General features: G+C 45.7%; 20 protein-coding genes. 9 read left to right on the top strand and 11 right to left on the bottom strand.

Annotated elements, in window-relative coordinates; genetic code table 11:
• Positions 1 to 97 precede the first annotated feature (97 nt).
• Both mgtE and QUB52_RS03815 read right to left on the bottom strand, forming a co-directional pair.
• On the bottom strand, positions 98 to 1,495 hold the full coding sequence (gene mgtE / locus QUB52_RS03820; protein WP_332967376.1) for a magnesium transporter: 1,398 nt from the start codon (positions 1,493 to 1,495) through the stop codon (positions 98 to 100).
• 332 nt (positions 1,496 to 1,827) lie between these two features.
• On the bottom strand, positions 1,828 to 3,564 hold the full coding sequence (locus QUB52_RS03815) for an ABC transporter permease (RefSeq protein ID WP_332972453.1): 1,737 nt from the start codon (positions 3,562 to 3,564) through the stop codon (positions 1,828 to 1,830).
• Between QUB52_RS03815 and QUB52_RS03810 the strand changes: the two genes are divergently transcribed.
• Positions 3,539 to 3,751, top strand: coding sequence for a hypothetical protein (locus tag QUB52_RS03810; protein ID WP_332972452.1), 213 nt, complete (start codon positions 3,539 to 3,541; stop codon positions 3,749 to 3,751). The two genes, QUB52_RS03815 and QUB52_RS03810, sit on opposite strands and share 26 nt — an antisense overlap.
• Positions 3,752 to 3,928: 177 nt before the next feature.
• Here QUB52_RS03810 and QUB52_RS03805 read toward each other — a convergent pair whose 3' ends face one another.
• The 3 genes from QUB52_RS03805 to crcB all read right to left on the bottom strand — a co-directional run bounded on the left by QUB52_RS03805 (position 3,929) and on the right by crcB (position 6,509).
• On the bottom strand, positions 3,929 to 5,272 hold the full coding sequence (locus QUB52_RS03805) for an ABC transporter ATP-binding protein (RefSeq protein ID WP_265235617.1): 1,344 nt from the start codon (positions 5,270 to 5,272) through the stop codon (positions 3,929 to 3,931).
• A 208-nt stretch (positions 5,273 to 5,480) separates the two neighbouring features.
• Positions 5,481 to 5,720 carry a hypothetical protein gene (locus QUB52_RS03800; RefSeq protein WP_265235618.1) on the bottom strand — a complete coding sequence of 80 codons (240 nt, stop codon included), beginning with the start codon at positions 5,718 to 5,720 and terminating at the stop codon, positions 5,481 to 5,483.
• 390 nt (positions 5,721 to 6,110) lie between these two features.
• On the bottom strand, positions 6,111 to 6,509 hold the full coding sequence (gene crcB / locus QUB52_RS03795; protein ID WP_332972451.1) for a fluoride efflux transporter CrcB: 399 nt from the start codon (positions 6,507 to 6,509) through the stop codon (positions 6,111 to 6,113).
• 93 nt (positions 6,510 to 6,602) lie between these two features.
• On the opposite strand from crcB, the gene QUB52_RS03790 reads away from it, so the two are divergent.
• The 3 genes from QUB52_RS03790 (at position 6,603) to QUB52_RS03780 (ending at position 9,173) form a co-directional block, all read left to right on the top strand.
• A complete protein-coding gene (locus QUB52_RS03790; RefSeq protein ID WP_332972450.1) occupies positions 6,603 to 7,232 on the top strand; it encodes a macro domain-containing protein in 630 nt (209 codons plus the stop codon).
• Positions 7,233 to 7,557: 325 nt separating this feature from the next.
• A complete protein-coding gene (locus tag QUB52_RS03785) occupies positions 7,558 to 8,415 on the top strand; it encodes a M48 family metalloprotease (protein ID WP_265235621.1) in 858 nt (285 codons plus the stop codon).
• Between the two features lie 152 nt (positions 8,416 to 8,567).
• On the top strand, positions 8,568 to 9,173 hold the full coding sequence (locus QUB52_RS03780; RefSeq protein ID WP_332970429.1) for a hypothetical protein: 606 nt from the start codon (positions 8,568 to 8,570) through the stop codon (positions 9,171 to 9,173).
• Between the two features lie 248 nt (positions 9,174 to 9,421).
• Here the strand turns inward: QUB52_RS03780 and QUB52_RS03775 are convergent, their stop codons facing one another.
• From QUB52_RS03775 to QUB52_RS03755, 5 genes are all read right to left on the bottom strand, one after another.
• A complete protein-coding gene (locus QUB52_RS03775; RefSeq protein WP_332972449.1) occupies positions 9,422 to 11,008 on the bottom strand; it encodes a hypothetical protein in 1,587 nt (528 codons plus the stop codon).
• Positions 10,995 to 11,369: a hypothetical protein gene (locus QUB52_RS03770; RefSeq protein ID WP_265235624.1), complete on the bottom strand. Its 375-nt coding sequence runs from the start codon at positions 11,367 to 11,369 to the stop codon at positions 10,995 to 10,997. Before QUB52_RS03770 ends, QUB52_RS03775 begins: the two co-directional genes overlap by 14 nt.
• A gap of 281 nt (positions 11,370 to 11,650) precedes the next feature.
• Positions 11,651 to 12,379 (bottom strand): CHAT domain-containing protein, encoded by a 729-nt coding sequence (locus QUB52_RS03765; RefSeq protein WP_332972448.1) that lies wholly within the window; start codon positions 12,377 to 12,379, stop codon positions 11,651 to 11,653.
• A gap of 146 nt (positions 12,380 to 12,525) precedes the next feature.
• A complete protein-coding gene (locus tag QUB52_RS03760) occupies positions 12,526 to 13,164 on the bottom strand; it encodes a response regulator transcription factor (RefSeq protein WP_332972447.1) in 639 nt (212 codons plus the stop codon).
• Between the two features lie 259 nt (positions 13,165 to 13,423).
• Positions 13,424 to 14,620, bottom strand: coding sequence for a sensor histidine kinase (locus tag QUB52_RS03755; RefSeq protein ID WP_265235628.1), 1,197 nt, complete (start codon positions 14,618 to 14,620; stop codon positions 13,424 to 13,426).
• A 365-nt stretch (positions 14,621 to 14,985) separates the two neighbouring features.
• On the opposite strand from QUB52_RS03755, the gene QUB52_RS03750 reads away from it, so the two are divergent.
• From QUB52_RS03750 to QUB52_RS03735, 4 genes are all read left to right on the top strand, one after another.
• Complete coding sequence (locus QUB52_RS03750) at positions 14,986 to 15,447, top strand: hypothetical protein (RefSeq protein ID WP_265235629.1); 462 nt, start codon at positions 14,986 to 14,988, stop codon at positions 15,445 to 15,447.
• Positions 15,448 to 15,733: 286 nt separating this feature from the next.
• Entirely contained in the window at positions 15,734 to 17,719 is a 1,986-nt protein-coding gene (locus QUB52_RS03745) for an efflux RND transporter periplasmic adaptor subunit (RefSeq protein ID WP_332972446.1), read from the top strand.
• Positions 17,720 to 18,026: 307 nt separating this feature from the next.
• Entirely contained in the window at positions 18,027 to 21,170 is a 3,144-nt protein-coding gene (locus QUB52_RS03740) for an efflux RND transporter permease subunit (protein ID WP_332972445.1), read from the top strand.
• Positions 21,171 to 21,547: 377 nt separating this feature from the next.
• Complete coding sequence (locus QUB52_RS03735) at positions 21,548 to 24,688, top strand: efflux RND transporter permease subunit (protein WP_332972444.1); 3,141 nt, start codon at positions 21,548 to 21,550, stop codon at positions 24,686 to 24,688.
• 213 nt (positions 24,689 to 24,901) lie between these two features.
• On the opposite strand, the gene QUB52_RS03730 is transcribed toward QUB52_RS03735, so the two are convergent.
• Positions 24,902 to 25,591 (bottom strand): phosphate ABC transporter permease, encoded by a 690-nt coding sequence (locus QUB52_RS03730; RefSeq protein WP_265235633.1) that lies wholly within the window; start codon positions 25,589 to 25,591, stop codon positions 24,902 to 24,904.
• On the opposite strand from QUB52_RS03730, the gene QUB52_RS03725 reads away from it, so the two are divergent.
• Entirely contained in the window at positions 25,515 to 25,769 is a 255-nt protein-coding gene (locus tag QUB52_RS03725; protein WP_332972501.1) for a hypothetical protein, read from the top strand. The genes QUB52_RS03730 and QUB52_RS03725 overlap by 77 nt on opposite strands.
• Positions 25,770 to 25,914: the final 145 nt, after the last annotated feature.

Here is a 25,914-nt window from a genome sequence, read left to right as displayed (position 1 = left end):
GGGCATTGGGAATTGGGCATTGGGCATTGGGAGGCTGTAGATCGCCGAATTGAAAATTACTATAGTTTTTTTTTATATAACAATCTACTTAAATATATTAAATTTGCAAAATTAGTCGAGCTAAAGTGAAATAAATCAAAACTCCGAGGACATCAACTGCGGTGGTAATAAAAGGAGCTGACATTAAAGCGGGGTCTAAACCCAAAGAACGAAACAGAAACGGCAGAGATGAACCGGCAATAGAAGCTAAAATTGCGATCGCAAACAAACTCACCCCCACCGCGATGGCCACCGCTAAACTCCCTTGCAGAATATAAGCCCAGCCAGTCGCTACCGTCCCCAATATAGCTCCTAGTAGCGCTCCCGCCATCCCCTCCCGCACAATTATTTTCATCGGCCCCATTGCTGTAATTTCGTCAGTGTTCAAACCGCGAATTACAACTGTTGAGGACTGAGCTCCGACATTACCTCCAGTGCCAGTCAGCAGCGGAATAAAGGCTGCTAGGGCGACTACTTGTTGCAAAATATCTTCTTGAGCTCTAATGATTGCGCCAGTGACAGTATTGGTTAAAAGCAGAATAAACAGCCATACGACCCTTTTGCGAGCAACGGTGATTAAATCGGTCTGAAAATAATTGTCACCACCAGACTGGACGCCACCCAAGGCATAAATATCTTTGTCGGCTTCTTGTTCTAAAATGTCGATCGCATCGTCAACTGTAATGATCCCCACCAGACGCTGTTCGCGGTCTACAACGGGCACAGCTAAAAAATCATAACGCTGGATCAGCCTCGCTACTTCTTCTTGATCCGTTCCCGTTTGAACAGAAACTACCTCGCGGGTCATAATTTCGCCGACAGTTTTGTCGAGGGGAGAAGTGACTAAATCCCGCAAGGATAAAATGCCACTCAAGCATCGCGCCGCATCGGTGACGTAAAGAGAATAAATTGTTTCAGTAGTTCTAGCCAAAGAGCGAATTCGGTCTAAAGCTTGGGCGACGGTAAAGCTTTCTTTGAGAGAAATGTATTCTGGGGTCATGATCCGGCCGGCGGTACTGGCTTCGTAACCCAAAAGTTGGGCCGTAGCTTCGCGTTCCGTTGGGCTCAATTCACCTAAGAGGCGGCGGACTAAGATTGCCGGCAGTTCGTCAAAAAGTTTAGCTCGATCGTCCGGGGACATTTTGTCTACAATATCGATGACTTCTTGGCGTTTGAATTTTTCGCAGAGGGACTGCTGAACGCTGGAGTCGAGATATTCGTAAACTGCGATCGCTTCGTCTTTAGCAAGCAACCGGAAAGCTATTACTTGCATGGTTTCTGGTAGGCCTTCGATAGCTTCAGCGATGTCTGCTTCCTGCACCGGCTGTAAAATCGCTTTTGCTCCTTGAAAGTCTCCTTGTTCCAACAGGGCCTTTAACTGCGATCGAACTAATTCCCGCAGTTCTTTTCGCGCGTAGATGGGTAGCGAAGACGATTGATAATTTTTTTCTGTCACTGATGACCCTCCTAAACCTGTGCTGCGCGCCTTCCTGAATCCAGTTTATAGCCTATTGACACCACTGGTTGCAGTTATACGATTTACACGGGCGGGGTGAGCAACCCAATTTTTTGGCAGATGCGGCACCACCAAAACCAAGCTGTATTGTCGAAACCGAGTTTCTTGCTATTGTGTTTTTGATCTAGCGCCAAAGAGCGTGAGTTCGGGAAAGTGCGATCGATTACCAATTACTCATTACCAATTACCTGACATACCTCATCGCCGTTGAGAATGGCTATACTGTCAACTGTCAACTGTCAACTGTCAACTGTCAACTGTCAACTGTCAATTTAAACCAACAACTGATATTTTTCTTGAGCCAAACGGTAAAGCGGTCGCCACACCAAACGGTTAGTCAGTACAACCAACAGCGACATCACAGAAGTAGCCGCTAACAGTAAAGGAAAATTTCCCGATGCGGTAGCTTCGGAAATCGTCTCGCCCAAACCGCTTGTTCTAATTATTTCACCTTTAAACTGCACGTATTCGCTGACAATACTCGCATTCCAAGCTCCACCCACCGCCGTAATGATTCCTGTAATTAAATAAGGGAATATTCCAGGCAAAATTAAAGTTTTCCAGCGTTGTATTAGGGAAAGCTTGTAAACTTGCGCGGCTTCAAACAACTCCGAAGGTATGGCTTGAGCGCCCGCAATCACATTAAACAGTAAATACCACATTGTACCCAACATCATCAATGCCACAGAACCTATTTGCAAGCCACCTCCAGCGTGAATTAGAGCTAGTAGCAATACGGGAAATAAAGCCGTTGCTGGTACAGAAGCGGCTATTTGTACTAATGGTTGCAAAATCTGGGCTAAACGCGGATTTCGACCGATCGCAACTCCGACAGGCACCGTCCACAACAGCGATAGAAATAGGGCGCAAATGACTCGCAAAGCCGTGAAAAATGCACCTCCCACGACTTTTTGCCAGTCAGACAAACTCAGGAACCTGAGCAGCAACACCGCTTCCCAGGTTCCCCAAAGTACGATCGCAGCAAACCCGCTGACAAATATCCAATTTATCCAATTGCCGAGGCGGCTTTGTTGCCGAGGGCTTTTTGGTAAATGAGCAGGTGCAAAACCTCTTGCTAGCGCGCGATCGAAACTGTCACCTACGGGCGATATTCGCGACTTCAACACCCGCAACGTCGCCGATCGCCTTAAAAAATCCAACACCTTTGACTGCGGTACATTCGTCGCTTCTACGGCTTGATATTTAAACTTTTCTACCCAAGCAATCAAAGGCTGCCAGATCAAAAAGTCGATCGCGATAATCACACCAATTAATACAGCTAAACCCCAGCCGATCGCCCCAAAATTGCCTTCATTAGCTGCTTTGCCCAAATAGGAACCGAGTCCGGGCAAATTAAAATTTTTCTCGCCCAAGGTAAAGGATTCGATCGCAATTAAAAAAAACCAGCCGCCCGCCACTGACATGACGCTGTTCCACACCAGTCCGATCGCACCAGCGGGCAATTCTAACGTCCAGAACTGCTGCCAAGCATTCAGCCGATAAACTTGAGCAGCTTCCTTAAGTTCTTGCGGAATGCCGGAAAGCGACTGATAGAAACTAAAGGTCATATTCCAAGTCATCCCAGTAAATATTAAGATAATCGATGCGAGTTCTACGCCGATTCTTTGACCTGGGAATAAAGTAACTAATGCTAAAACAACTCCGGGTAAAAAGGATAAAACCGGAATCGACTGCAAAATGTCTAATAAGGGAATTAAAATTTTCGCTGCAAGGGGAAATCGGTAAGCTGAATAAGCATAAACTAGGGTAAATAGCAAGGCTAAAAAATAGGCTGCTGTCATGCGTAAAAGAGTCTGGGCTGTATACGCTGGCAAGACATTTAGCGTGGTCTCAATTTTAAAGTTTGGGTTGTAGTCACTGTTGAATTGAGATGCTGTTTGGACAATTACTAATATTAGAGAGAAAATTGCTAAAATTAGTAAGCCGTCTTGCCAAGTCCAAGCTGATCTTTCTAATGTTTTATTGGCGGGTGTTAGAGGTCTTGTCATAATTCCTAAGGAAGAGGAAAGAAGGCAGAAGGCAGAAGGCAGAAGGCAGAAGGAAGAGGGAAGAAGGCAGAAGGCAGAAGGAAGAAGAAAGAAGGAAGGAAGAAGGAAGAAGGCAGAAGGCAGAAGGCAGAAGGCAGAAGGCAGAAGGAAGTTCGGCAGCGGATTTCTTAACGGATTTAGCGGATGAATGGAAGGTTCGGCAACGAATTTAACGGATGAATGGAAGGTTGAAGTCAGAAGTTGTTATTAATGATTCGGTAAAAATACCAATGACTACTGACTACTGACTACTGACTACTATCAACTTTCAACTGACTACTGACTACTATCAACTGACTACTATCAACTTTCAACTTTCAACTGACTACTCATCTTTAGTTTCTGATTCTAGGAAGATTTCGCCCCCTGGTTCGTCGTAACTGTATAATTCGGCATAGCGACCCCAATCAATAGCTGTTTGCAATTGTCGCATGGCTTCTTTCGGGCTAAAGTGTGCTTCCAGAATATCCAGAATTAACTCTTCAGAAATGCGGTGATTGCGCTTGGCCTGAAGCATTCGAGAAATTTGCTGTACGAGGCGAATGTTGCTGAGAATTTGGGTGCGAACAATTTGTTTGCGCTGGTCAATTCCGCCGGCAATGAATTGAATGCCAACTGGTGTTAACAGCAGGTCGCCTTCTTGGATTATTAGAAAATCCATTAATTTTGCTGCTTCTACGATCGGCAAAATGTCGTCAACCTCTAACATTAATTCTTGACCAAGGCGGTAGAGGTCTTTTTCCTTGCGATCTTCCAGGAGTTCCAATAAGCCGGCGATCGCACCTGTTCGCACCTGCGGCAGAGATTGGTATTTAGCACTGGGCGCGGGTTCAGGTTGAGACACGGTAGTGGCACTTGCAGCGGGTGCAACCACGGTTTCGCAGCTTAACTCTGGATTCGTCAGAATTTTGTACACTTGGTCTACGAGGGCTTGGAATTGGGGAGTTTTGCGATCACGATAATGTGGCAAAGTGACGGTCAATTCGGCGCGAATTCGCCCCGGATTGCGGCCGAGGACTACAATGCGATCGGCTAAAATAACCGCTTCCTCAATCCCGTGAGTTACGATTAACACAGCTTTAGTCGGAATCTTTTTTTCCAGCCACAAATCTAATAACTCAAACCGCAAGTTTTCAGCAGTCAGAACATCTAAAGCTGAAAACGGTTCATCCATGCAAAGCAGTTCGGGTTCCACCGCCAAAGCTCTAGCAAATCCCACCCGCTGCCGCATTCCGCCGGAAAGTTCTTTCGGATAAGCATTTTCAAATCCGTCCAAACCGATAATATCAATCATTTTCAAGGCTTTTTGGAGGCGCGGTTCTGGCATTTCTCCTTTAGCTTTCAAGCCTAATTCTACATTTTCTAGTACCGTCAGCCAGGGATAAAGAGCAAAGTTTTGAAATACAATTGCTACCCCAGGATTTAAGCCGACTAAAGGACGATTGTGGTAGAGAATTTGACCTTCGCTGGGCGGGATTAGTCCGGCTATGATCCGCATTAATGTTGATTTACCTGACCCGGAAGGCCCGAGCAAAGCTACTATTTCGCCCGATCGCAGTTCTAAATTAATTGGCTCTAAAATAGAAATTTTTTGACCGTTTGGCTGCTGGTAAGCTTTGCTAACGTCTTTTAAGGTAATGAGGCACTCTGTTGCTGTTTTAGCTATCACAGCTAAACCCCCTCGCTTGTTGTTTAAATTTAGTTATTAGTCAGTAGTCAGTAGTCAGTAGTCAGTAGTCAGTAGTCATTAGTCATTAGTCAGTAGTCATTAGTCATTAGTCATTAGTCATTAGTCATTAGCAAAAGACTCTGCGAAAATCACAACTGTTGACCGATCACTGATTACTGATCACTGACTGCCGAGTATTCGGTCAATTTCATGTGATAGACGATCGCCTTTTCACCAGGAATAAGACTGGAATAGCAGCGAGTTGGAGCGCAACTGAAAATACAACCAGCCCAGTAATTGAGCGATCGCACAAAATTCCCATCGCCAAACTGCCCAGAAACCATGATAAGCCATAGCCTGTGTTAAATATCTCATAGGCGGAACCTCTTTTGTCCGCAGGTACGAGTCCAGCTACGGCGGCTTTCACCATCAATTCCTGGACTCCCATACCTATAACGCATCAAGCCATTCCTAGCAATGCCCCCTGCCCGTTCCCGAAGAACATTGATCGGGCAAACCGTGAAGAGCAAACGACTGTTAAGATGAGGGCCGAGATGCCGATGCGATCGAACAAACGCCCAAAGACGAAAGCGGCTGCTGGGTCAACGGCAGTAGCCCAAGCCTAGAATAGCGGAATTTGGTTGAGCGGGGCGATCGCGCTTTTGTGAAAGTGAAACGCAATCAGCGGAAAATCTGCATAGCCCGACTCAATCAGCCCTACAGCACCTAAATAAACCCAAAATAGGCTTCAGCAGACCTTCCCTTTGATTTCAAACGCTCCTGGTTCAAAATCACGGGGATTTGTATGTTGTCGATTATTAATTTTTATCAGTTGTCTCTATTTTCCTAAACGAGCTAATGTTGCACCTAACTGAACGGCGATTACTCCGAGTATGGCACTGCCAGCCCAGTAAAAAGTGGCCAAGCTGTAAAAGCGATCGCGCCACAAGACATTTGACTCTAAACCGTAAGTCGAAAAAGTAGTATAAGCGCCCAAAAATCCCGTCGCAACCATTAACCTCACTTCCGTCGGAATCGCCGGCACCCGTTCAAAAGCCAGGGTGATAAAAAATCCCATAGCCAAGCAACCCGTGATGTTAATAAAAAAAGTTCCGTAGGGAAAAGCTGTGCCGAAACGGTTGGCAAACCATAAGGTGATATAATACCGGCTCAATGCGCCGGCAATGGCACCGAAACTAATGGCGATCGGATGGCGGAGATTCGGGTCTTGCAGCATCAAAGGATTTTAGATTTGAGATTGAGCGGACTCATCTAAATTATTGTATGATTAAAATGCCGATCGCCATTTTAAAAATTATAGAGAGTATCTATGCAAATTGTGCTGGCTGCCGTAGACAATGACTTAGTTAGAGCCTGGGAAAGCACTTGTGGCAATATTGAAAACGTCAAAATACATCGAGGCTCAATCTTTGATGTGAAATGCGATGCGATTGTGAGTCCGGCGAATAGTTTTGGCTTCATGGACGGCGGCTTAGATTTAGCAATTTCGGAATATTTTGGAACTCACGTTCAAGAACGCCTGCAAAAACTAATTCAGACTCGACATCACGGCGAACTATTAGTAGGATTAGCCGAAGTTGTAGATACTGATCATGCAGAAATTCCCTATTTAATCGCTGCCCCAACCATGCGCGTTCCGACAATCTTAACAGAGACAGTCAATGTTTATCTAGCAACTCGCGCTATTTTAACTCTCGTAAAATTTGGTACTGTTCCAGATGGAACGCCTGTTAAACATATCATTGAAACGATCGCAATTCCCGGCATGGGTACGGGTACAGGTAAAGTACCGCCGGATATCTGCGCGCATCAGATGCAAGTTGCTCTTCAAGATATCTTCCTATCTCAATATGAATTTCCTGCATCTTGGCTGGATGCCCAAAAGTCTCATCATTTATTATATGCTAACGATGTCGGAGATTTGCAGTTTAAAAATTGAAAGGATTAAATCTTAATTTTTTAAATTGTTGAGAAACCTGGTTTCTTGGTGTTGTGTTTTTTTAGGTAAAGTGGCTGATTAAAAATTAAAGTGCGCTAAACCGTACCTCCAAGTTGGCGGTATTCTACACACGAGTGCAACGTTGGTAGATAAAATGTAAAGGAACTGAGGCAAAAACAACCAATAGCCAAGCAAAATTTATCTGTGATGCCACCAAATACTGCGATCGCAATCGGGTTGTGTAGGCGGCAAGATCCCATGAAACAACTATAGAATGTCGATCGACATAATTGCTTAATTTAGTGCTTTCAGGGAGAGTCCCGAAATGAATCAAATTAAAACTGCTGCTTTGTTAGGCTTGTTAAGTGCGCTGTTAATTACCGTTAGCTATTGGGTAATCGGCGGTTCGGGCGGTGCAATTATCGGCATTGGTTTGGCCGCCGCTATGAACTTAGGTTCGTGGTTTTACTCGGATAAAATCGCTTTGGCGGCTTACGGGGCTGTGCCGGTAACTGCTAGCCAAGCGCCGGGACTTTATACAATGGTGGAAAGACTGGCCCAGCGCGCTAATTTACCTATGCCGGGAGTTTACATGATTCCTACTCAGTCTGCTAACGCTTTTGCTACCGGGCGCGATCCCGAACACGCGGCGGTTGCAGTGACTGAAGGGATTATGAATATGCTGTCAGAGGATGAACTCGAAGGAGTTATCGCCCACGAACTTACTCACATTAACAACCGCGACACGCTGACGCAAGCGGTGGCGGCGACTGTGGCGGGGGCGATTTCGTTGTTGGCGCAAATGGCGAGTTACAGTAGGTGGTTTGGTGGCCGGGACGATCGCAACAGCCCGAATCCTTTAGGGTTACTGCTGACGATTATCCTCGCACCGGTGGCTGCTTCGGTGATTCAGCTAGCCATTTCGCGCACGCGGGAGTTTTCGGCGGATGCGGGGGCTGCACGGTTAACGGGCAATCCAAGGGCTTTGGCGAGGGCTTTGCAGCGGTTGGAAAGTGGGGCGCGCCAAATGCCTCTAGATGGTAATCCGGCTTTTGCACCGCTGTTGATTGTGAATTCGTTTAGTGGTGATTGGTTTAGAAGTTTGTTTTCGACTCATCCAACTACGGAATCGCGGATTGAAAATTTGATGAAGCTGGAACAAGAATTGCCTGGTTCTTATTAAGTGTTAGAATAAGTTTTGGCGCTACACATCGCAATTTTTAAAAGCCAGTATGGGTTCTGGTGTTACGGGTACAAAGTCTTAAATGCCAGAATGAATTCTGGCGCTACATATACAAAGTCTGCGTTTGCGGACTAAGAAAGGAGATAATTGATATGACAGATCCAAATGTGACCGAAGTAACAATCGTAGAGGCTACTCCCGAAACGACGGCGATCGTCAAAAAGGAGATGCCCGATGCGACACCGGAGACGATCGCCGAAACTGCTGCGTTATTTGATGCAATTAAAAAACGCGCTGCGGCTGAAGTCCAAGCAGCGGGAGAACTTACCCGCGAAGCTTATTTGAAAGCCCTCCAACAGGCTTCGGGTGCGATCGAACAAAATAAGTCGATCGCCAAAGAGAGAATGACTGAGGCTGTCAGCCTACTCAAAAAGGAATCTGAGAAAAATTGGCTGGTGGTTGATGCGATTAAAACGCGGGCTCAGGCGCAGGTGCAAGATGCCGGCGAAGTCAGTCGCGAGGCTTATTTGAAAGCGGTGCGACAAGCGCGAGAAGCGGTGGAACAAAATAAATTGATCGAACGCGATCGCATTGATCAAGCTGTTGATCACATTCAGAAGGAGACGGAAAAGAATTGGCACGTTGTGGTTGGGGAAATTGAGTCGATTGGTGTTCGATTGAAGGAGACGGCTAAGTCGGCTTGGAGTTCGCTAACGGCGTTTTTTGACAAGTCCGATCGCGACGATTCCGAGAAGTAAGATCAAGCAGGGAAAGTTAATTTAACCATATTGTCTGTTGCAAGCCCTAACTAGGACGGGCTCTCCGGCCCATCCCACAAAAAACATTTTTTCTTGTGGAACGGGCCGGAGAGCCCGTTCCAAAATTTGATTAAAAGGACTTTTGCAATCTTGTCTATTGTCTCTTGTTGGTGCGTCGCTCGATCGATATTTCGTCTGTTTTGGATACGATCGATCGCGACACACCATACTAATCTTGCTGTCAACTGTCAATGGAAAGGTAGCCGCTGCTTGATTTTTGGTAGGATTTTCTTGAGTTGCGCGATCGCCCATACCGACATCCACACACCCAATCCTGCACCGAGGCTAATCAGCAGTACGAGGATAAATGACGGGATTTCAATGTTGCTTAATGGTAGGTAAAATTTGCGATCGGGCGGGTCTTGTTTGATCAAATAAGGAGCTACGCTGGCTACTATGCCGACAAATCCTAAAGCTGAGCCTACTACTTGAATGGTTGCTTGTAATTCTGCATCGCGACGGGCTTCTGCGATCGCCACTACGCCCCTAATTGCTTCCATCGCCTTGTCTAGCAAGCCGGTGCCGTGTTTGAAATAACCTAAGTCAAATTTGATTTGTTCTTGGAACTGCGGGCAAGTTTCTTTGCTGAATAATTCTAGGAAGCTCAAATCAGAATATTTTTTGGCATCCCTACGATTATAACTTTTTCTGGATTTGATGTCAAGACTTATTTGATCTAAATTTTTTTGGTAATTTTGGGCGTTAATGGCGATCGTATTTTGCCTAATTTCCAAATTCATCAGCAACCGGGCATACTTAACAGCCCGCGGCGGCATATCGATTGTCTTGCGTTGTAGATGTTCTAATTCCTCTTGCTTTAAACCGGCACCTTTCAATTGGCGCTGGTGGGCTTCGTCATGTTGCAAATACTGGAAAGTATTGTCGATATCCAGTTCGATTTTTTCGTATTCCTTGCGGATTTCGGAGTAGTAGGCGCGACTTTCTTTGTAAGCAAGGATGATTTTGTGGCGGTACAAGAATAAATCTAAAAAGTCGGGGTAGTAAATATCCCAGATATCACTCGTTGTCTGACTATCGAAAAACCAAATCAGAATGTGCCCGAATTTATCTGGGTAATTGGGATTGCCGTATTCTAGAATCGGGCTACCGAATAATTCGCCTTGACGGTAAAATTCTGGTAAGTCTTCACCGGAAATAAAAGATTTTAGACAGAGTTGACCTAAGTTTTTGATAGAATTGGGATCTTCTTGGGCTGCTGCTTTTTGTGATTCGGTTAGCCAAGCGGTAAGCAGCAGAGTTTGACCGAAATAACTGTTAACTGACTTGTGCAGCAAGCAGTTATCGGGATTAAATTCATGGAAGATGCTAAGATCGACATCTGGTGTTTTAGTGCCATTAGTTTTTTCGGGGACGCGGAGGTTGAAGCCTAAGGCGTAACTGTCGTCAATCCGCAGCGGTTGGGCAAATCCTTCGAGGAAAATCTGCTGGTTGTCATAGTTGATATTTTTGCTTAAATATAAAGATCCCCGATTGTTGACTGCTTGTTTGATAATCAGCTTGACGCGGCGGCCTGGTGGTTGGGCGGTTTTGTATAAGTTGGTATCATTAAATTCGGCATCAATGTGGAGTTTTTCTTGCAGGATTTCGTTGCATTTTTCCCAGAGGTGTTGGGGATTTATCGGGGGATTTGAGGTTGGTGGTAGGGCTAGTTGTGGGGAGTTGGTAGGGGAATTTGAGCCTGATGATAGGGTATCCCAGACGTGGAAGGCGAATAAATGAACGTTTGGGGCGTATACTTGGTTATTTGGATTCATTCTGGGTATCGGCAATCTTTTTTTGGTCTAGTTTTTGCATTTCTTCGTAAGCTTTCATAATGATCTCTGGTGCTCTTTTGGTGAGATTTGCGATCGGTTCTACTGTACTTGGAAGGGCGTCACCGGGATCGTAGATTTCTCGCAACTCATTTATCTCGTCTCTTAATGCTTCTCCTAAATCGCCATGCTGCGTGCACCAATGTTTGATGGTATCACCAATGGCAGATTCATTGTCTGCTAAGTTGGTTATTGCTTTTGCCAAATTAGGTAAGTCTTTCCAGGCTTCTAACTCTGATTGAAAGATTTCTGGATATTCAGTCAGCAAAGTCATCAAAGCAATGAGGTTTATCTCGGGGTTCATAAATAATTCTCCGTTAATACAATGTGGGATTGTTCGTTCAGTTGACAGTTGACAGTTGACGGTTGACAGCGACCTCTACCCGGAAGGAAGAGGATTGGAGTAATCAATAGTCTGATTTTAATTTCTCCCTACAAGGGTTCCGGCTTTAAACCAATTCTTTCTGGTAATCGGGGGTTGGTGGGGACGGGAATCAAAGATGGTTGGTGAAGCCGTCTCTACGATATATGATAAGACAATTATACATCGAGAATACCGATTCGTGGCGACACACCCTAGGATTTTTAATATCCTGTGGCGCAGAATGCTGCCCAATATTTGGGTTTGCGGAAAGGCGGTTCATTGCTGGTGTCAAAACTTAACCAATCTTTGACCTTTTCTATTGAATTTTCATTTAATTTTAACAATTCAATCCAAACCATGAAATCCTCGCGGATGACGGCGCGCATCCAGTTTTGCGTGGCGTTTAAGGCAACGGCTACTGAAAATTTTGGTTGCAATTCTTGGTAAAATTTGATCATGAAAATTGCTGTGGCAAAATCATCGACTTTCCATAATGTGCTGACTACATTCATGCTTCCTGCATACAAGAAGCCGCTGGGTAAACCGATGTACTCATCTGTCATTGCTGTTGAGTCGGTTAACCCGGTTTCGCAGGCGGAAAGTGTGACGAGATTGCACTGGGGTAATTGTAAATTGGCAAAAATTTCTTGCAAAGTGAGGCATTTTTCAGGTATGACTGTTTTGCCGCTTCGCATTATGACACTGCGCTTTGTTTTGTCTTTGTCGTTACTTGTTTCTAGGGAACCGGCTAGGGCTAATAAGGATAGCAGCGGATTGTTAAAGTTGAATACTCCGTGGCCGGAAAAGTGGATGTAGCTGGCATTTGAGAGGTTTTTGGCGTTTTCGGTGAGGGCGATTTTGGTGGCTTGGTTTTTGATTAAGATGTCGTGGGAATTGAATCTTTGTTTGATGGTTTCTACGCAATGACAGGAATCGGGCTGGCTATCCAAAAGAGCTCGCAATCACCGGAATTGGGCGCTTTCCCGCAGTCCGGCGGGGGTTTAAACCCCTGGCGGTTTTTTGGGTTAAGCGATTGCTTCGTTCTTCGCAATGACAGAAATGGGATTCGCAATGACGGAAGTACGTTATAATTTGCCTAATTGAAGAGTGAATGGGCTAATAGGGCGGCTTGAGTGCGATCGCGCAAATTCAATCTACTCAAAATATTTGTAACATAGTTCTTGACTGTATTTTCCGACAAAAATAAGGTTTGAGCAATTTCTCGGTTGTTCGCGCCGGAAGCTATTAATCGCAATACTTCTAATTCTCTGGGCGTGAGTTGTTCTAATTCTGGGGGAGAAACTACGGCGGGATTTGTTACCGCTGGTGTCATCAAAGCTTTTTCAAACAATCCGGGGCCGAGTTGGGTGTGCCCTTTATAAACAGCGCGAATTGCTAGGGCTAATTCGTCGGGTTCGGTGTCTTTTAGCAGGTAGCCTTTGGCACCGAGTCGCATGGCTTGGCTGACGTATTCGTCGTCGTCAAAGGTGGTTAATACTAGGACTTTTGTATCGGGATAGGATTTGGTGATGGCTGCGGTGGCTGCTACGCCGTCCATCACGGGCATCCGAATGTCCATCAGTACGATGTCGGGCGCTAATGTGGGGATTTGGTCGATGGCTTGTTGTCCGTTTTCTGCTTCGCCGATTACTTGCATATCTGAGTAGCATTCTAGCATACTTTTGATGCCTCGACGGATGATATGGCGATCGTCTACTAGCAATATTTTAATCATATATAGACAGTTGACAGTTGACAGTTGACAGTTAACAGTTGACAGTTGACAGTTGACAGATGACAGATGACAGATGACGGCGGTTGAAACCGCGTCTACACAGGCAAAACCCGCCTCCGCGGGTTGAAGAGTGGGCGGTTAAAATTAGGTTTTTTTATTCAGTCCGCGGAGGCGGACATCGTTTGTCTAGACGCGGTTTCAACCGTACGTCCTCGTTTGTCTAGACGCGGTTTCAACCGCCGTTTTATCTTATCGCAATCTAAATATTTTGAGAGGGCAAAGAAACCGAAATTCGGCAACCGTTTCCTGACTCGCTGTAAATGGCAAATTGACCTCTCGCTGCCGCCACTCGTTCTCGCATTCCTTGCAGTCCAAATCCTGTGGTATTCTGGGCTGGATCGAAGCCTTTGCCGTTGTCAGAAATTGATAGATGAATCTGTCCGGCGTGTTGCTGTAACCCAACTGTTACCATTGTGGCATCGGCGTGTTTGTGAATATTTGTGAGCGATTCTTGCACAATTCTGTACAGTGTGGTATTCATTTCTTGTGATAGCGGAATTGGTAAACGAATTGAGTTAGATACTTCGATCGCAGTCATCCGCTGAAAATCTTGGAGCAGTTTGTCGATCGCACTTTCGAGCGATAATCCTTGCAAAGGGTTCGATCGCAAAACCGACACTGATTTGCGAATTTCTAAGAAGGCTTCCGATCCGAGTTGTTTGGCTTGTTTCATAAACTCTAGGGCTTTTTCATCCTCCGATTTCCAGAACAATAGGGCATTATTTAGCTGGATTGTTTGAGCCGCCAAGGTGTGTCCAAGTCCGTCGTGAATTTCGCGGGCAATGCGGTTGCGTTCTTGCAATGTTGCTTGGTCTTCTATTCGCAGTGCGTAGTAGCGGAGTTGCTCGTTAGTCACGGCTAATTTATCATGGGCAATTTCTAATTCCTCTCGGCTTTGGCGTTCGGCAATTAAGGCATTTATTAATAGTAAGGCAAATACTAATGTCAATCCAAATAATAACACGTTGCTCAGTCGCCATTCCCAAACAGTGGCAATGACTCTTTCCGGTAAAATTGGTTTTAATAACAGCAAAGAACTATAGGAAAGCAGCGCTAAACTCAAGACTGCTATCTGTCCGGGCTGCCGGAAAATCATGCAACTCCGCATTAGCAGAACGAGAAATAGCAAAAAGCTCGATCGGCTAGATAGCCCTTCCGAAACTATCGGTAGCAAAATTAAGCCAAATTCCAGGGCGGTAAATAAAAGTTTTCTACTCAGCCGCACTGTTGGCAAACGTAACCCGATAGCGCCGAAAAGTGCGATCGCGCCCACGCGCAACACCAGCGACAAAAGCGATCGAAATGGGTGCAATACTTCCATGAATGCTGCCGTTGCTAGCAGCAGCCATTCTAGATAAAGCAGCAAGCGAAAGGACGGATAGGTCAAGCGAATCATAGAATTTTTCCCCATCAAAACCTGGAGTGATTCAAGTAAGGTCGCTGACCTAATTGTAAATGGTATCTTGGAGTTAAAAAACATATTACCCCCTTGTGGTGAGGAAAGTTCGGCTTAGGATAAACGGTTTGATGCTTGTACACTGTCAACTGTCAACTGTCAACTGTCAACTGTTATATGTAGCTTAGCGAATGTGCGATCGCACTTACTAGAGCCTTTGCGGCTGATTTTGGGGTTTGGGACTAGGAAAAAAGTCACAAGGGCTATGTGCTTTTTGACTGGTATGGTTAGGAGTTTGGGGTCATGCGGCGATCGATTTTACGTTGTAACATTGGTGCAAGAAGGTTAATTATAGGCAGTGAATCATGAAAATAAGTACGATCGCACCAGCATTTATTCTCGCCGGTGCCATGTTGATAGGCGGTTTGTCTGCTTGTGCGTCACCCAACACCCCGTCGGCTGCGGAACCTAATTCTCCGGCCGCGATTCCAATCAGTTCATCGGAAATGAAGGCGGATGCTGCTTCCTCTAAAGATGCTACACCTGATGTGGTGGCGGCAAATCCGACAAATTCCCAGAAACCGAAGATGTCTGATGCTGAACGCGCACAGAAGCGCCAGGAAATTAGTCAACAACTCGCAAAGGTACTCACACCTGAGCAATATAAAAGCTTGGACGCTAAACTTAAGTCTGGTGAAAAAATGCGTAAAGCTTTGACTGAAATCAATCTGACTGCTGAACAAAAGCCAAAAGTTAAGGCGATTCTCAAGGCGGCTTATCCTCGCACGCAAAATGGGCAAAAGTCGTCTGAAGCTAAACCTCAGTAATACTGTGATTGCAAATTTTGTGCGATCGCAATTATAAGTTTTTTCAGGTGTGAATTGCGTATTTGGGGCGGGCTAGAAGCCCACCCCACAAGAATTTTGAGGGTTAGTAGGGTGCAATTAAATTGCATCTGTGCGGCGGCGTCGGAGCAACGCCCCACAAGAATTTGAAGTTGGTATGATACGGATTTGGGGTGAAGTTTTTTTTGTGATTTTTGATTGTTTTGCGTGATACATCCTGCAATAACGGCAATTCAGAGTAAGAGATATTTTTATACAGAGGTTTCTGATGATTGAGGAAATTATTAGTGAAAGTCGGAATGGCACTCGCCCTAAAGTTTCTGAGGAAAATCTGAAGCTGAATGAGCAACTGCCGCACAACGTTGAAATTGTTGATGAAATTCCGAAAAAAGCTCTCCCTGAAGTGGATCGGGAAGCTCCAATTTTGCCGGAAAGCGAACCTACAAATAATGTTGTAACTAAACAACCAAAGACTGAAAAAGTGCTGGCGAAAGGGCGGATTGCACTGTTTTTGCTGGCGTTGTTGGTAATAGGAGGTTTGGGATTTTTGGTTTGGCAACGGGCTGCTACTCCGAAAGTGGAAAAAGCGAGCCGCCGCGGTGGTAAAATGCAAGTGACTCCGGTGATGGTGGCGACGGTGACTAAAAAAACAGTGCCGATTCAACTACAAGCGATCGGCAATGTGCAATCTGGTGCTACTGTTTCTGTTACTGCTCAGGCTAGCGGCCGGGTTACAGGGGTTTATTTTAAGAAAGGACAGGAAGTTAAGAAAGGACAGTTGCTATTCTCGATCGACGATCGCTCTCAAACTGCATCGATCCAACAAGCTCAAGGCATTGTAGCAAAAGACCGCGCGCAAGTACAACAAGCGATGTCAAATCTTGCTAAAGATCAAGGAGTTGTTGAACAGGCTAGGGCGACTCTTGACAAAGATAGAGGAATTGTCGAGCAAGCTAAAGCGACTCTGGAAAAAGATCAGGGTGTTGTCGAACAAGCCAGAATGACTATGGCGAAGGATAAGGGAGTTGTTGAACAAGCTAAAATTACTTTGGAAAAAGACCAAGGTGCTGTCAAACAGGCGATCGCAACTTTAACAAAAGATCAAGCGCAAGCGCAATATGCCGCCGCCCAAAGTCAACGTTACGCCGAACTCTACAAACAAGGAGTAATCAGTCAAGATCAAGCGCAACAATATGCTACCAGCAGTCGCGCCACTGCGGCAACAGTGGAGCTTGACAAACAGGCGATCGCAAATGCGGAAACTGCGCTCAAGAGCGATCGCATTGGTATCACGAATGCGGAGTCTGCGGTGAAAGGTGACGAGGTGGCGATCGCAAATGCTGAAACTGGGGTGAGGAGCGATTTGGTCGGAATTGAGAACGCTCAGACGGCGGTGAAGAGCGATTTGGTGGGGATTGACAATGCTCGTGCTGTCGTTGAGGGCGATCGGGCTGCGATCGAGGGTGCTCAAGCTAGTGTTAGCGCCGACGGTGGCACTTTGCAAAATGCTCAAGTGCAATCATCCTATACTAAGGTGTTTTCGCCGATCGACGGACGCGCCGGAAACGTGCTGGTAACAACAGGAAATGTGGTGCAACCAAGCACTGACAAACCCTTAGTAACCATCTCTACAATTAATCCGATTCAAGTTGCCTTTGCGGTTCCAGAATCCAACTTACCAGATATCCAAAAATACGCGGACAACGGCAAGCTGAAAGTTGATGTCACTTTTGCGGGAAACACTCGCCCAATATCAGGAACTTTGTCCTTTGTAAATAATACGGTTGACAATTCGACTGGTTCAATTCAACTGATTGGTGATTTCAATAACGCAGACGGGAAACTATTTCCTGGTCAATTTGTCAATACTACATTAACCTTATCTCAACAACCAAATGCGATTGTTGTTCCCTCCCAAGCAGTACAAACAGGGCCGAAGGGACAATTCGTATTTGTCGCGCAGTTCGACGATACGGTGGATAATGTGCCTGTGGTTGTGGGGAATACAATCAACGGCTTGACTGTGATCAAAAAAGGCCTGAAGGCGGGTGATGATGTTGTCATTGACGGACAAGCAAATCTGGTTGATGGCGGCAAGATTACCGTTAAAACCGCAGCGGATGCTGAAGATAATTCAGAGTCTACTAAAGGGGATAGTTCAGATACATCTGGGGATAAGAAATCTCCGGGTAAATCCGCAGGTGATTCCAATTCACCGGCAAATAAATCTGGGAAATCGCGCAAAAATCCCTAGGATGATCGAGCGATTTTAGATTTTGGATGTGATGATTAGGCCTCGATCTCGCCTAACCCCCCTTAAGAAGGGGGGAACCGGAAGTGTTCAAAGTCTCTCTTTCTTCAGGTGAGAATCGGAAGTGTTCAAAGTCTCTCTTTCTTCAGGTGAGAATCGGAAGTGTTCAAAGTCTCCCTTCTTGAGGTGAGAATTAGAAGCATTCAAAGTCCCCCTTCTTAAGGGGGATTTAGGGGGATCGAGATTTAGGAAAAAACGAAATATATCAAATAACGGCAATTCTATTCTCATCCTAAACAGGTATACATAAATGAATTTATCAGAACCATTTATCCGCCGTCCAATTATGACCACCTTGGTGATGGCGGCGATTCTAATCTTTGGTTGGATGAGTTATCGACTGCTACCAATTAGCGATTTACCCAACGTCGATTATCCCACAATTCAAGTTAGCGCTTCCCGCCCCGGCGCTAGCCCAGAAACGATGGCTGCTTCGGTGGCGCGCCCGCTAGAAAAGCAATTTTCCAGCATTGCGGGACTCGATACGCTAACATCAACCAGTACCAGCGGCAAAACTCAAATTACCCTGCAATTCAATCTCAGTCATAATATTGATGATGCGGCGCAGGATGTGGAATCGGCAATTTCTTCAGCATCGGGACAAATCCCCAACGATTTACCAAATCCGCCGACTTATAGCAAAGTCAATCCCGCCGATGGGCCAATTCTTTACCTTTATCTCACGTCCCCAACTTTACCGCTTTCTGAGGTTGATAGCTACGCGCAAAGTTATCTCGCGCAAAAGCTTTCGACAATCAACGGTGTGGCGCAAGTTCAGATTTACGGTTCCCAAAAATACGCCGCCCGAATTCAACTCGATCCGCAACAGTTAGCAGCGCGGCAAATTGGCATCGATAAAGTACAAACTGCTATCCAACAAGGCAATGTCAATTTACCTACAGGAAGCCTTTCGGGAAGTCATAAAAACTTTGCTGTGCAAACTAACGGACAGCTTAAAGATGCTGCTGCATTCCGCCGTTTGATTGTAACATATAAGAACGGTCAACCTATTTATCTCGAACAATTAGGGCGAGTGGTTGACAGTGTAGAAAATACTCAACTTGCTAGTTGGTATAATAACGATCGCGCAATTATCCTCACAATCCAGAGACAGCCGGGTACGAATACCGTCGAAGTGGTTGATACGATTCAAAAATTGCTACCAAGTTTGCAAGCCCAGATGCCAAGTTCGATCGCACTTGGTGTCATGTACGATGCGTCTCAATCGATTCGCGAGTCTGTCGATGATGTCCGGTTTACGCTGGTTTTGACGATCGCCCTTGTCATCTTAGTCATCTTCGTCTTTTTACGCAACCTGTCAGCCACAGTCATTCCCAGCTTAGCGCTACCGGTGTCACTGATTGCCACCTTCGGCGTGATGCACCTGTTCAACTACTCGTTGGATAACTTGTCAATGATGGCCCTGACGTTATCCGTGGGCTTTGTGGTCGATGATGCGATCGTGATGCTCGAAAACATCGTCCGCCACATCGAAGCCGGAGAAACCCCACGAGAGGCGGCGCTAAACGGTTCCAGGGAAATCGGATTTACCATTTTATCGATGACGCTTTCCTTGGTGGCGGTGTTTATCCCGATGTTATTTATGAGTGAGTTGCTAGGGCGCTTGTTTCATGAATTTGCCGTCACGATTGCAGTTTCAATTTTGGTTTCCGGCTTTGTATCTTTGAGTTTGACACCGATGTTGTGCAGCCGTTTTCTCCGCCCAGTAAATCACGCCAGTCAAAGCAAACTTTATCAAGCTTCCGAGTACGTGTTCGATAAAATTTTGAGCTTGTACGATTGGAGTCTCAAAATAGTCTTAAAGTTTCACCGCACCACAATGATTTTATCATTAGTTATGGTGTTCGCCACAGTCGGATTATTTATCGCAGTTCCCAAAGGCTTTATTCCCAGCCAAGATACCGGACAAATTACCGGAATTACCCAAGCCGCCCAAGATGCCTCCTTTGATGAATTATCTCGCCACCAGCAAGCCGTTGTCAACGTGATTCGGCAAGATCCAAACGTGGAAGCAGTCAACTCAAATATCGGGGCTGGAGCGAGCGCAAATGGCGGCGGGGCGGCGGTTGCAGGAAATTCTGGCAGTTTGTTTATTCGGCTCAAAGAGCGATCGCAACGACAGATGGGTGCGGATGAAATTGTGCAGAATTTGCGATCGCAACTAGCAGAAATTCCCGGCATTCAAGTCTTCTTGCAAAACCCTCCCGCAATCCCACTGGGCACGCAACAAAGCACCGGATTGTACCAATTAGCGCTGCAAAGTTCCGACGTTTTACCGCTGCGAGAATACGTGCCGCAACTGGTGGATAAAATGAAAGCAATGCCGGAAATTCAGGATATAAACAGCGATTTGCAGATGACTTCTCAAATCAAAGTTGACATCAATCGCGACAAAGCCTCAGCTTTAGGAATCACCGCCAGTCAAATCGAAAATACGCTGAGAAGTGCCTACGGCGCTTACCAAGTTTCCACGATTTACGGTGCGAGTAACCAGTATCAAGTCATTTTGGAACTCGAACCGAAATATCAAAAAGATCCGAATGCTTTGAAGCAGCTTTATATGGCGACAACAGGTAATGCGAGTGATGCTTCTGGGAGTCAAACGCAGGTACCGCTAGCAACGTTTGCGACAATTTCTCAGGATGTCGCGCCGTTAATTATCAACCACGTCGGGCGGATGAATGCTGCGACGATTTCCTACAATCTCGCCCCTGGGATGGCGCTGGGAAGTGCCAATAGCGCGATCGACCAAATCGTCAAATCCGTGATTCCCGACAGCATCACGACCAATTACAAGGGCGCTAGTCAAGTGTTTCAGAGTTCGCTGCCGAGTTTGGGTATCTTATTGGCGATCGCAATTTTGGTCATCTATTTAATCCTCGGTATTCTGTACGAAGATTTCATCCATCCGATCACAATTCTTTCGGGATTACCTTCAGCGGGATTTGGCGCGTTATTAACACTGATGTTGTTTGGCGTTGAGCTCAACGTTTATTCATTCATCGGGATCATTTTACTGGTAGGGATTGTCAAGAAAAATGGGATTATGATGGTCGATTTTGCGATCGAATCCCAGCGCATCGACGGCAAAAAACCAGCAGAAGCAATCTATCAAGCTTGTTTAGTAAGATTCCGGCCGATTATGATGACTACAATGGCGGCATTAATGGGCACTTTGCCGATCGCATTGGGAGTCGGTGCAGGTTCAGAATCTCGCCGCCCGTTAGGTATTGCAGTTGTCGGCGGACTTTTGTTTTCGCAAGTATTGACATTGTATCTCACGCCCGTATTTTACATCTACATGGAATCGTGGCGAAAGAAGCTTAGGGAGGTGAAGTTTGGGCAAGTATTTTATGTTAAAGGAGGACGTTGACAGTTGACAGTTGACAGTTGACAGTTGACAGTTGACAGTTGACAGTTAAAGTCGTAGGGTACGTCGCTATTAAAAATCCCTGATAAATACCGACAATGCAATAGCGACGCACCGGGTATTTCCAAGAGATTATGTACACAAACATAACACTTATTAAGTCATAAATATTTGTCAAAATCGGATCGGGTGCGTCGCCCTGAGATTGTTGATATTTAGTTAAGTATTGTCGAGGGCGATACACCCTACAACTGAACTTTCTAAAGCCCCAACTACCAACAAACTTTTGAATCCGTTAAATCCGTTAAAAAATCCGTTGCCGAACTTTCCCCATCCGTTAAATCCGTTACAGAATCTGTTGCCGAACTTCCTTCACAATTATGAACCTATCAGAAATCTTTATCCGCCGCCCCGTAATGACTACCCTAGTCACAATCGGCATTCTATTCTTCGGTTTAATGAGTTATTTCCTGCTACCAATTAGCGCCTTACCGCACGTAGAATATCCCTTTGTTAGCGTCTCCGCTAGCTTACCCGGTGCCACGCCAGAAACCATGTCATCCTCAGTCGCCGCGCCGCTAGAAAGACAGTTTACAGAAATAGCAGGCCTCAATTCCTTTAACTCCACAAGTTCCACCGGTAGCGCCAATATTTCCCTGCAATTCGACTTCAGCCGCAGCGTCAATTCTGCTGCAAAAGACGTACAAGCTGCGATCGCCGCCGCAGGTTCATTACCCGCTGGAATGCCCAAACCGCCCACCTACCGCAAAGTTAACCCTTCTGTTTCACCAATTCTCTACCTATATTTGTACTCAAAAACCCTGCAAATTTCAGCAGTGAATGAAGCCGCCGAAATAACCATCGCTCAACCCATTTCTGCGATCGAAGGTGTGGCGCAAGTGCAGGTTTACGGGCAGAAACAATATGCAGTGAGAATTCAACTAGATCCGCGAGAATTAACCGCCAGAGGCATCGGATTAGATCAAGTAAGAACTGCAATCACGCAAGGTAATGTTAACTTACCAACCGGCAGCCTTTCCGGTGACAACAAAAGCTATTTAATTCAAGTAAACGGTCAATTAAATAAGGCAGCCGAATATCGATCGCTAATCGTAGCCTACAAAAACGGCGCAGCAGTGCGGCTGCAAGATTTAGGTAACGTAATTGACGACGTGCAAAATAACAAAGTGTTGAATTTGTACAGCGATAAACAAGTCACAAATCAACCTGCAATCTTGCTCGCAGTGCAGCCTCAACCGGATGCAAATACTGTCGAAATTGTCGATGCGATCGTCCAAATGTTACCCGCGCTCAAACAACAAATTCCGCAATCGATCGAAATAGGAATTATGTACGATCGATCGCAATCAATCCGCGCCTCTGTGGATGATGTGAAATTCTCCTTAGTGTTGTCAGTGTGTCTGGTTGTCTTAGTAATTTTTATCTTTTTACGCAACATCACAGCGACGCTAATTCCGAGTTTAGCTTTACCTGTGGCGATTATTGGCACTTTTGCTGTGATGTATCAGTTGGGATACTCGTTAGATAATTTGTCTCTGATGGCGCTGACGCTTTCAGTCGGGTTTGTGGTGGATGATGCGATCGTAGTTTTGGAAAACATTGTGCGCCACCAAGAAATGGGAGAAGCGCCACTAGAAGCAGCATTAAAAGGCTCGAAAGAAATTGGTTTTACCATTCTTTCGATGACACTTTCATTGGTGGCGGTGTTTATTCCTCTGATGTTTATGAGTGGATTAATCGGTAGATTGTTTCACGAATTTGCGGTGACTATTGCTGTAGCAATTTTGGTTTCGGGATTTGTTTCTCTGAGCCTGACGCCGATGTTGTGCAGTCGTTTTCTCAAATCGTCCCACTCACACCCAAAAAACCGCTTCTACCGCATTTCAGAGCGGGGATTCGAGCTACTTTTGTACGGATACGAATGGACTCTCAGACCTGTTTTGAAATACCGTTTTGTGACGCTGATTGTTTCAGTAATTCTGCTGGTGCTGACGGCTTATCTATTCGTGTTAGTTCCGAAAGGTTTTATTCCGACTGAAGACACTGGACAACTGATGGCTAACACGAAAGGAGCGCAAGATATTTCCTTTGATGATATGATGATTCACCAACAACAAATTGTTGATATCTTGCGGAAAGATCCAAATATTGCAGCGTTGAATTCAACTGTAGGTGCTAGCGGGCCAAACGCATCGGCGAATAACGGACGGATTACAATTAGGCTGAAACCCCGATCGCAACGCCGCCTCAGTGCGGATGAAATTATCCAAAAATTAACTCCAAAATTGCGCGGAATTCCCGGTATTCAAGCTTTTTTGCGCTCTCCTTCGGCGATTCCGATCGGCGGTCAACAAACGAATTCACAATATCAGTTTACGGTGCAAAGTTTAGATTTGCAAGCGCTGCGTCAAGCGGTGCCGGAATTGTTAGCTAAAGTTAAAACTATACCGGGATTGCGCGGTGTCGATAGCGATTTGCAATTGAGCACGCCTCAGCTTGAGGTTAAAGTCGATCGCGCCAAAGCAGCAATCGTCGGTATTAGCCCGCAACAAGTGCAGAAAACCCTTAGCGCTGCTTACGCTTCTGGGCAGGTTTCGACGATTTATACTCCAAACAATCAATTTACGGTTGTGATGGAGCTAAAGCCCGAATATCAGCGCGATCCGAGTGCTTTGTCGATGTTGTATGTGCGATCGAATACTGGACAAATGATCTCGTTAGATGCGATCGCCAGTATCACCCAAACCGTCGGCCCGCTCACAGTCAATCACCTCAGCGGACTGCCTTCTGCTACAATCTCCTTTGATACTCTCCCCGGTACATCGCTGAGTCAAGCCACCGAAGCTATTGAGAAAGTTGCTAAGGAAGTTTTACCGCCGTCAGTTACTACAAGTTTTCAAGGTTCAGCCCAGGTATTCAACCAATCATTTAACGATTTAGGCTGGTTATTAGTCGTTTCAATTGTGGTAATTTATCTGATTCTCGGTATTTTGTACGAGGATTTCATTCACCCGCTGACAATTTTGTCCGGTTTACCATCAGCCGGATTTGGTGCACTGTTAACCCTGGTAATTTTTGGGGTTGAATTGAATCTGTATTCGTTTATCGGAATTATTCTGCTGGTGGGAATTGTCAAGAAAAATGGGATTATGCTGGTGGATTTTGCGATCGAGAAACAGCGCGAAGACAGCAGCCGCAGCGCCTATGATGCCATCTACGAAGCTTGTATCGTGCGCTTCCGCCCGATTATGATGACGACGATGGCGGCTTTAATTGGCACTTTGCCGATCGCCCTGGGCGTGGGTAGCGGTTCAGAATCGCGCCGCCCGTTGGGAATTGCGATCGTCGGTGGATTGCTGTTTTCGCAAATTTTAACGCTGTATCTGACTCCGGTATTTTATACTTATATGGAAGGCTGGAGAAAACAGTTAGGTAATCCCAAAATGAAGCTGTCAGAATTTTTCTGGCGTCCTAAAACTCGACCTTCAAGCCGTAATTAATCGCAAGAATCGGCGGTTGAAACCGCGTCTATACAAACAAAACCCGGATGGTGCGCGGGTTGAAGAAGAATGGGCGGTTGAAACCGCGTCTACACAGACAAAACCTGCCTCCGCAGGTTGAAGAGCGATCGGTTGAAACCGTACGTCCTATCTTCATTCTTCATTCCGCGGAGGCGGAACTCGTTTGTGTAGGCGCGGTTTCAACCGTACGTCCTATCTTGTCGCTCTTTGATTATCAGTATCCCGCCCTTTTTTCTGTCTACCTTTTTTAATCTGCTGACTCATTTCCACAAACAAATCCTTGCGTAAATAAGGATAATCGCTCACCCACACATCGCGACTGGGAATGTAAATATCCGAAACTTTGCCAATTCTACCCAAATCTTCTTGATTTGACATGATTAACATTAAAGCAGCTTGGCCGGGGACAATTCCCTGGTGATTTTTCTGCAAGGGAGCTTTAATTGTAGTAGTAAATCCAGTTTTATCGCCAACTTCTAAGTTAATTCGCGGTTCTAAGTTATCAACTATTACGAGTTGTCCTTTTTGATTGACTGTTTCTTCTTGACTTGTGACTTCATCGGTGATATAAATATCTAAAACTCGCCCTTGCCAAAAACCGCAGTATTGATATTTTCGGCATTGTGCATTTCGCAAACTAGCCCAGAAAATCGGCCCCCACAGCCAGTACAAACCGGCCATCAATCCGGTAATTAAAACTAGAGGTCCCACATCGGAACCTGCGAAGTTGTAGATAACAAGCAGCAAAACTACGACTACCGCAGAGATTAACATTCGCCTTAAGAAATCTGGCGGTTTTCCCCAGATGTATTTGTATTGTGCTCCCGTGGCGACGGCGGGAATTAGTTCTTTGAATGTTTCTTGGGTTAGGGGAATTAGCATAAGACAAAGGAAGAAGGAAGAAGGAAGAAGGACGAAGGAAGAAGGAAGAAGGAAGAAGGAAGAGGGAAGAAGGAAGAAGGAAGAAGGAAGAAGGAAGAAGGAAGAAGGAAGAGGGAAGAAGGAAGAGGGAAGAGGGAAGAAGCTAATTAACATTAGGTGCGTCAGGGAAAGTTATTAGTCTGTTGTTAAAACATTTAGCCCGCTCCGCACCCTACAATAACTCGATCCCCCCTAGCCCCCCTTCAGAAGCAGGGTGGATTAATTGTCGAGAAGCCAAATCAAGGCTATGAAGGCTATTGGCGGACATTATGCGAAGGATTTAA

The organism is Microcoleus sp. A6-C6 (genome assembly GCF_036705955.1).
Lineage (GTDB): Bacteria > Cyanobacteriota > Cyanobacteriia > Cyanobacteriales > Microcoleaceae > Microcoleus.
This window is presented reverse-complemented; position numbering and strand designations above follow the sequence as displayed.